Origin of the sequence: Methanobrevibacter sp. (genome assembly GCF_045646205.1) — an archaeon.
Classification (GTDB): Archaea; Methanobacteriota; Methanobacteria; order Methanobacteriales; family Methanobacteriaceae; genus Methanocatella.
Map to the genome: position 1 here is coordinate 1 of NZ_JAZRKF010000049.1, position 7,514 is coordinate 7,514.

General features: G+C 31.0%; 7 protein-coding genes. 2 read left to right on the forward strand and 5 right to left on the reverse strand.

Annotated elements, in window-relative coordinates:
- On the reverse strand, positions 1–436 hold a 436-nt coding region (locus ACKI44_RS09080), incomplete at its 3' end, for a rhodanese-like domain-containing protein (protein WP_407423639.1).
- Positions 437–619: 183 nt separating this feature from the next.
- Between ACKI44_RS09080 and ACKI44_RS09085 the strand changes: the two genes are divergently transcribed.
- Positions 620–1,816 carry a trans-sulfuration enzyme family protein gene (locus ACKI44_RS09085; protein WP_407423641.1) on the forward strand — a complete coding sequence of 399 codons (1,197 nt, stop codon included), beginning with the start codon at positions 620–622 and terminating at the stop codon, positions 1,814–1,816.
- A gap of 214 nt (positions 1,817–2,030) precedes the next feature.
- Here ACKI44_RS09085 and ACKI44_RS09090 read toward each other — a convergent pair whose 3' ends face one another.
- From ACKI44_RS09090 to ACKI44_RS09105, 4 genes are all read right to left on the reverse strand, one after another.
- Positions 2,031–2,903: an AAA family ATPase gene (locus ACKI44_RS09090; RefSeq protein ID WP_407423643.1), complete on the reverse strand. Its 873-nt coding sequence runs from the start codon at positions 2,901–2,903 to the stop codon at positions 2,031–2,033.
- A gap of 16 nt (positions 2,904–2,919) precedes the next feature.
- Positions 2,920–4,290, reverse strand: a complete 1,371-nt coding sequence (locus ACKI44_RS09095; RefSeq protein WP_407423645.1) for a nitrogenase component 1 — start codon at positions 4,288–4,290, stop codon at positions 2,920–2,922.
- 16 nt (positions 4,291–4,306) lie between these two features.
- Complete coding sequence (locus ACKI44_RS09100; RefSeq protein ID WP_407423647.1) at positions 4,307–5,869, reverse strand: nitrogenase component 1; 1,563 nt, start codon at positions 5,867–5,869, stop codon at positions 4,307–4,309.
- A 522-nt stretch (positions 5,870–6,391) separates the two neighbouring features.
- Positions 6,392–7,108, reverse strand: a complete 717-nt coding sequence (locus ACKI44_RS09105) for a UPF0280 family protein (protein ID WP_407423649.1) — start codon at positions 7,106–7,108, stop codon at positions 6,392–6,394.
- 301 nt (positions 7,109–7,409) lie between these two features.
- Between ACKI44_RS09105 and ACKI44_RS09110 the strand changes: the two genes are divergently transcribed.
- A partial coding sequence (locus ACKI44_RS09110) for a hypothetical protein (RefSeq protein ID WP_407423651.1) occupies positions 7,410–7,514 on the forward strand: 105 nt, incomplete at its 3' end.

A 7,514-nucleotide genomic window follows, 5' to 3' on the forward strand; every position in this document is an offset into this window, starting at 1 on the left:
TTTTAATGTCTGATGCAAATGCGTCTTCATCCGATTCAACATATATTTTCTGACCGTTTTGAATTTCATTAATTGTATCAGCAATTTTAATTATTGGTCCTGGACACATTTGGCCTTTTACATCAAGTTCAATAGCTTTTAATCCTTCAATATGTTCTTGATATTTTTTAAAACCACCTTCAAGACTATATGCTTCATAACCTAAAGAATTTAATTCATCAGTTACTTTGTCGCTTCTCTCACCAGTCTTACAGTATACGATTATTTCTTTTGTTTTATCAATTTTATCAAGATTGTATGATAACTCCGATTTTGGAATATTAATTGAATTTTTAATTTTTCCTAAAATTAATTCTTCACTGTCTCTTACATCGATTATTTGAATTTCTTCTATATTTTTTTCCAATAATTCTTTGGTATTGATTGATTTTGTCATTTTCATCACTTCCTTAATTTCGCCCGAGTAATGAAAAAGATATTATAAAATTATAACAATAGTTATTTTTTCATCAATTATAATATTTTGAAAATATTATTTAAATATTTTGTCAAAATATAACAATAGTTATATACTATTAATTTTTAATATAATCCATAATTAAATTTTAGGTAAAATATTATGTCAAAAAGAAAATATGGAAAAGAATTAGGATTTCAAACCCGTGCAGTACATACTGGAAATGATGTTGACAGCGAAACAAATGCAATTAAACGTCCCATAACTATGGGAAACAGTTATGAATTGCCTTATGATCCGACAAACATTAATTGGAGTAGTGCAGATAAGATTTTATACACTCGAAATGGAGGTTCTAATCAGAAGTATCTTGAAGAAAAAATAGCCAACCTTGAAAATGGGGAAGATGCAATTGTTCTTGCAAGTGGTGTAGGAGCGTTATCTGGATTGTTTTTTTCAATTCTGTCATCAGGTGATCATGTTGTATTTTCAAACGTAACATATATTGCAGCATATAGGCTTTTGAATGAATTATTCAATAATAAATTTAAAGTAAATACTACAATTGTTGATACAACTGATTTGAATGAGGTTAAAAAAGTTATTAGGCCAAATACAAAACTAGTTCATATCGAAACACCTGGAAATCCGACAATAGGAATTTCAGATATTGCTGAAATTGCAAAAATTGCACATGAACACGATGCATTGCTATCAGTTGACAATACCTTTGCATCCCCATTCAATCAGTGCCCACTCGAATTGGGTGCGGATTATGTAATTGAGAGTTTAACTAAATACATTAATGGGCATGGGGACTCAATGGGTGGTGCAATTATCGCAAATAAAAAAGAATTGCTTGACCCGATTCGTGAACAGGCTCAAGTCAATCTGGGAGCAACAATAAGTCCATTTAATGCATGGTTGATTATGAGAGGCTCTGTAACTCTTCCTTTAAGAATGAAAGCTCACAATGAAAATGCACAAAAAGTAGCTGAATGGTTGGAATCACAAGAAAATGTGAGTTTTGTTTCCTATCCTGGTTTGAAATCTAATAAAGGGCATGAGATTGCTAAAAAACAAATGTTTAATGGTTATGGGGGAATGATTGCATTTGGTCTTAATGCAGATCATGATAAACACAATGAATTTGTAAGCTATTTAAAAATAATTACTTCCGCAGTTTCATTGGGGCATGATGAAAGTTTAATTGTATTCATTGGTGAAGATGATGAAAGACAATACTTATATCCTGAAGAATTTAACAATGGGTTCTTTAGATTTTCGGTAGGTATAGAGGATGTTGAAGATATTATAGAAGACTTGCGTCAAGCGTTAGAAAAATCTGAATTATTATAACTCAAAATTTTCCATGAAGAATAATGTAAACTACATATTAAATAGATATTTTAAATTAGTTAATAGGGAGGATGGATAATTAATCATAATTGAAGTTGATTTTGGTTGTATTTGATTAATTATCCGTGTTTCATTTAAAGAGAATATGTAATTCTCTTGAGGTTGACATATGTTTGATTTTATATTTGTGTTTCAATTTTGGAGATTATAAAGACTATATTCCAGAACTTTCTTTTTGAATATTGTCTTTTTCAATTTTCTCATTTAATAATAATTGATTTATCCAGCCGGATGCCCAATCAGACAGATTATCATTATCAAATGGGGTTGGTAAAAACTTGTTTTTATTCGCTATTACTTTTCGAGCAAGTTCTCTGTAAACTTCTGCTTGCGTTGAATCAGGTGCTCCTTCAATAGTTGTCACTCCATCCAACTCACAGCGTGTTACTGTAGGAGATCTTGGAACAAACTGAATTACATCACTGTTTGTTTCATTTGTAAAATCTTTAATCATATCTTCCTGAAGAGTGGATTTTATTGAATTTCCAATTACTCCACCTAATAATGCACCACCATTATTTGAATATTTCAAAATACCTTTGAATAAATTGTTTACAGCATAAATTGCCATGTAATCGGATGAAGTTACAGTATAAACTTGATCAGCGATACCTTTACGAATAGGCATTGCAAAACCACCACATACAACATCTCCTAATACATCGTAAATAATAATGTCTGGATTGTATTCTTCAATAATACCATTAGTATTTAATAATTCTATAGCTGCGATAATTCCTCTTCCAGCACATCCAACACCTGGCTCAGGACCTCCTGCTTCAATACAATAAATTCCATTGTATCCTTCATGAACAAGATTATCCAAATCACCGGATCTTTTTCTTACGGTATCCAATACTGTTGGAATGGATTTACCTTTTCTTAATGTGGTTGTTGAATCGTTTTTAGGATCACAACCTATTTGCATTACGCTATACCCCAAATCGGATAAAGCTGCTGATAAATTTGAAGTGGTAGTGGATTTTCCTATTCCGCCTTTTCCATATATTGCTATTTGTTTTGGCACAATCTTACCTCCTTTTTTATAATGGTCCTACAAATGAACTTACAATATCCTCTACTAATGTTAATCCCCCATCATAACCAGCATAATGTTTTACAAGAACTGACCTGTTATATATTGGGTATGAAATAGGGACATGCAAAGCATTATAATCTTCTATTGATGTGGGAGCTTCTATTGAACTGGAAAATAGGAATAAAAATGGTCTATCTTCCAGGTTTTTCCTTATTTTATAAGTATCTGCTTCAAATATCACATCAGGTTCAACTACAGTATCTAAATTATTTTTAATTTCAGACAATATTTCTTCCCTCACTTCAACTGGTGGATTATCAGTTATCTGAATAATGTCCGGCAAATACCCTAATTCATTAGCTAAAAATTTAGTAAATCCAATAGCATAACTGCTTTCAGCAGCAACGGCATAGAATGAATTTGGACGTACCAAAATTATGGCATCGCCAGGGTATTCCATTAATCTATAATTCCAATCTTCTTTTTTTGAAATGAATTCTTCAACAGTTTCATTTGGAATATTTAGTTTTTCACCAACTAATCTTAGGAACTCGCCAGTTTGTTTTGCACCTACAGGGACATTCGGATACTTAATGAAGGGTGTTCCATATTTTTCTTCCAATTTTTCAACGGCTCTAACTCCCAACCATGGATTTACAACAATATTGTATTCTGCGTTTGGAATTTTGTTAATATGCTCTAAACCATTTTTTTCAGAAAAGATAATGTTGGTTTTTATGCCTATTGATTCTAAGAGAGTTTTAATTGTTAAAAGATCACCTTTCCAATAAACATGGTTGTATGGGACAATTCCGAAAATATTGACTGTTTTTTCTTTTACAGTACCTTTTTCTTCCGGCAATAATTGATCTATAATGGCATCCCAAAACAGATTATAACCTTCCAAGGAATTAGCCTTAAATCCTGGAGCATTAACATGAATTACAGCTGCTTGATCCCTAAATTCTTCTACGACCTGGTCAACATCATCACCAATTAATGATGGAACACAACCTGAAGTCACAACAAATAACTCATCATTAGCTATTTCAATTGTTGATTCAATTAGATTTCTAAGTTTTTCTTCACCACCTAAAATTACATGTTCTTCAACTAGACAGGAACAAGGAGTACTAGTTCCTCCTTCATTTCCACCAGCAGATTCTCCACCCGCATAGAGTGTTCCAAATAGTTGGCCAACACCACATCCGGCACCAGAGTGCAATATTGGAATTCCTCCTCTAATACCTAATGTGGTACCATAAACACCTGCTAAAGCACAACTGTAACGTGGTGCTTCAACTGATTCTCTTTCAAAATGCTCAACATTAGTTGATATTCCTGATTTGTTATCCAATGTATTTTCGCTAGACAAATAATCACTTCCTGATTTATTTTCCTTCATTTAAGTAGTACAATGGATTATCTTGTTCGTACCACCAATCTTTATAACTTTTTTCTGTTTTTTCAGCCAAAGTTTTATGATAAGACTTATTTTTAAATGCATGCAACAAGAAGTTACCAAATGCAATTGCTCCGGCATAACCAGATTGAGCACTTGTAGGCTCTGGATCGCCTCTAAGTGAATGAATTCTTGTTACATTATTATCTCTTTCCCAGGTTCCTCCTTGGAATGGGCATGTTAATGTTAAATCTGGGTCCAAGTTAGTTGTTACATTAGCTTGTTCTGCAGCTTGGAATGTATTAACCATTATTTGGAAATCCCCATTATTTTCAAGAATTTCTTCAAGTTCATCAATTAATAAATCATCAAAGTCCTGTGCCATTGCAGCAGGAGTTGCGAGGCCCAATTCATCGAAATAAGGCATTTGAGATACTAATCTTCCTTGACCAAGTGAACCTAAAACTGTTGGCTTTTCACCATTTTTTCTTAAGCTTACAAATTCCTCTTTAATAGCATTCATTTTTGGAACCCAAATTTTATGCTCTTCTTCAATTAACTTTTCAACTTCATCTTCTTTACCAGTAAATTTAGCTATATTTCTCAACCATTCATCAGTATTTGAAATACCTGTTGGAGAGGGATATAAGAAATATGGAACGCCATATTTTTGTTCTAATCCACGAGATAAATAATCAGTGTATGTTGGACAAATTGGTGCAGTTACAGCAGCTTCAGATAATTGTTCGAAGTCTGAAACCGTTGCAAATTCTGGAATGAAATTCACTCTAAGCCCTAATTTTCCAAGTAATCTTTTTATTTCTAACCTGTCCTGCCAGGTGTATGATAACATACTTGCAACATTTACAAGATCTTCTTGTTTTTTCTCTGGTTCTTTAACTAAGTATTTTAAAATTGCATGCCAGAAAGCATCATAACCGGTTTGAACTAATCTACTTCTAATTCCCTCACAGTGAATTGGTACAATCTTTGCATTTATGTCTGGTTGTACTTCATCAACAGTTCCTTCAATATCTTCCCCAATGATTCCTGTGGTACATGAGGTTAATATGAAAATTGCTTGGGGACTGTAACGTTCTTCTGCTTTCAATATTGCATCTCTTAATTTTTCTGAAGCGCCATATACAACATCATCCTGCTGTAGATTTGTGGTCATCCAAGCAGAGTTGTATTCATTTGTTCTTCCTAATGATTCTGGAACTCCACGATATAATTCCCTATAACCCAATGATCCTGCTGAACAACCTACTGGTGCATTAAATATTGTAACTGCATCACGAATAGTTGTTACTCTATTTGAAAGATAGAAATTTAATACACAACCACCAGACTGTTGGAATTTTCTATCAGGAATTCTAATATTTCCTTTTTTTGCATCATTTAACAAATCAGATGCTTTCCCATAATAAACATTAGTACCGTTAGCACGTTGTTCTCTATTAGGGCAAGTATCTTTTTCTAAATCAAGCAATTTTTTAAGTTTTCTTCTTTTACAAGACTCTTTTCCATGATGTTTTGCATGTTTAGCCATATTAATTGTCCTCCTGAAAAAATATAACAATTGTTATATTAAATAATTATATTATTTTCACTTTTAAACAATTGTCAACAAAAATTAATTAAACTCCTCATAAAAGTTTAATTAAAACATAATTCCCATTTAACGAAAAATATTGTCGAATCAGTAATGGAAATCGATTTTTAAAACATTACAATAGTTCATTTATTACTAAAAAAATATCACATACACATGTCTAAAGGCATACACATGTGATTACATTCTTGATTCATCATATTGCATCTACACATAATTTAACACCTTTTTTTAATTTGTTGAAATATTTTTTTTATAACTATTGTTATAAAAGTAGTCTGGTAGATGAAAGTTAGATTAAACTAGTATATAAATTTTGTGGTGATGTTTATTTTTTTATGAAAAATTTTGAAACTAATTTGAAAATTCCAGAATTAAAATTTAAATTAGTCAATATAATAACTATTATTAATTTTTCTAATTCCCATTAAAAACAAGTTAATGTCCTATCTGAATAAATTATATTTTCACTTCAAATTCTTCCGTTTCCACAATTTTTGGGATTTTCCCAATTGTTCCTACATTGTCTTGGGATATTATTAAAATACCTTGGAAATATTCTTTAAACCTTTCTGCTGTTTCTAAAGCATTGAAGACTTTATCTTCTGACGTTTCACCACTAACATCATTAGCAATTCTTGTTGCAAGTCCATCACCAATGGATGGGCTTTTGCTAATTACAGTAACACTGTCTGATTTTCCAAAACTAATAGAATGGCCTATTTTGCCAGAAGATGTGCAAATGCCAAGTGGTTTTTTTCTAGCTTTTATTTCAAAACCTATTTTGTTTCCTAAAATTTTGTTATTTGAAAAAATTCCACAAATTATTTTTTCATCATTAATAAGAGCAATGTCTCCACCATTTTCAACAATTGAATATTTCGATTCGTTTTCAATTAGATAATCTAGTGACATTTCTGAAATGGTTCCTGCAACACATGCCATAGGTCCGACATCGGCACAGTTTGATGAATAGTACATTTTTTCAACAATGGGATGTAAATCATCATTATTTGGTTTAATTGGGTTTAAAGACAGTAAAAAATCTTGATTTTTAGAAATATGGTCTTTTAAATAATATCTTAGTTTATAGATATGTTTTTTCAATTCCTGATTTTTCAAATCTGTTGTTAAGCGAATATGTGTTTCTTCTAAATTAATTTCTTCAAAATGCATAATCATATATTACAATTGTTATTATTATAAATAATTTTCTCATGGGAATTATATGAAAATAGATTATTTTGAGCTTATAATTCATTAAAAAATTTTAAAATCACTATTTGCTTTAATTAAACATTTTAAAGTTTATCAAAGTGTTATAATTTTGAACAAATTCCTTTTGTTCTTTAATTAATCTTATAAAAACATTTATATAACATCAAATTTTATATGTTATACTTGCTGTTATATTTTAACTAGTATTGAAGGGATTGCTATTAATTTTCAGCATATATCAAAATTAGAGAGTGTTTGAATGAATTATGATTTAATACTAGCACGATATGGTGAAATAGGTGTAAAAAGCTCTAAAATAAGGGCACGTTTTGAAAAAAGACTTGTTAAGAATATTAAAGCAACA